This window comes from Rhizobacter sp. P3_B12, from assembly GCF_056402895.1.
Window position 1 is genome coordinate 1 of sequence record NZ_JBFUGN010001541.1, and the last position, 899, is coordinate 899.

General features: G+C 71.3%; 2 protein-coding genes. Both read left to right on the forward strand.

What is annotated here, in order from left to right; translation table 11 throughout:
- The coding region (locus AC1D01_RS36730) for a hypothetical protein (RefSeq protein WP_477874740.1) at positions 1 to 303 on the forward strand (303 nt) is incomplete at its 5' end.
- Between the two features lie 110 nt (positions 304 to 413).
- Positions 414 to 899: helix-turn-helix domain-containing protein (locus AC1D01_RS36735; RefSeq protein WP_477874742.1), on the forward strand; the 486-nt coding region annotated here is incomplete at its 3' end.

Consider the following 899-nt stretch of genomic DNA (forward strand, 5'->3'; position numbering starts at 1 on the left):
CCTCATCAGCGTCAGCGAAGCGGCCTACCTGCAGGCGGCCCTGGTCCGCCAGCGCCTGCGCGCCGAACAGGAGGCCTCATCAGCGTCAGCGAAGCGGCCTACCTGCAGGCGGCCCTGGTCCGCCAGCGCCTGCGCGCCGAACAGGAGGCCCAGGCGCGGGCCCTGGTGGCGATGCCGCTGGGCACCTGCGCCAACTGCGACGAACGCTGTGACCCGGCCACGCGCTACTGCGACCCCGACTGCCAGAGCGACCACGCCCAACGCGAGGGCCGCCTGGCCGACGCCTCCAACCTGCGGGCCTGACGCCCGCACCTCCACATGAACCGACAGAACGCATTGCGGCCCGAGCGGCTGCAAGGGAAGGGTGTTGCCCRATGAGTACCGCAGTGATGGCCCTRTGCTGGCCCATCCGTATGCCGCCGACCCAGAAGGCGGTGCTGATCAGCCTSGCYGACCAGGCCAACGACCAGGGCAGTTGCTGGCCCTCGATCGCCACGATCTCCCTGCGCACGTGCTTCGGYGARCGCGCGGTGCGCAACGCCGTGCGYTGGCTSGAGGAGCATGGGCTGATGGCGGTCGRCCTCGGGCGCAAGCGCTCCAACGTSTACACGCTSGCGCTGCACCGMATCCAGGCCATCTGCGAGGCACAGGCGCAAGCCCGAGCCCAGGCRCGTGCCGAAGCCGCTGAAGCGGAGGACGCCTTCGCCCCGACCGCAGGCGCCTTCGAGGCCCTGCTGCGGTCCGCAGGCCCGGCCCACGGATCTGCTCAATCGAGCCCACGCGACCCGGCACGAGGTGCCGCCCATCACCGCTCCATGTCGCGGTCGCTGACCGGCACCACGTGCCGGCAAGCGGCACCAGATGCCGGTGAGCGGCACGAGATGCCGCATGCGGTGACC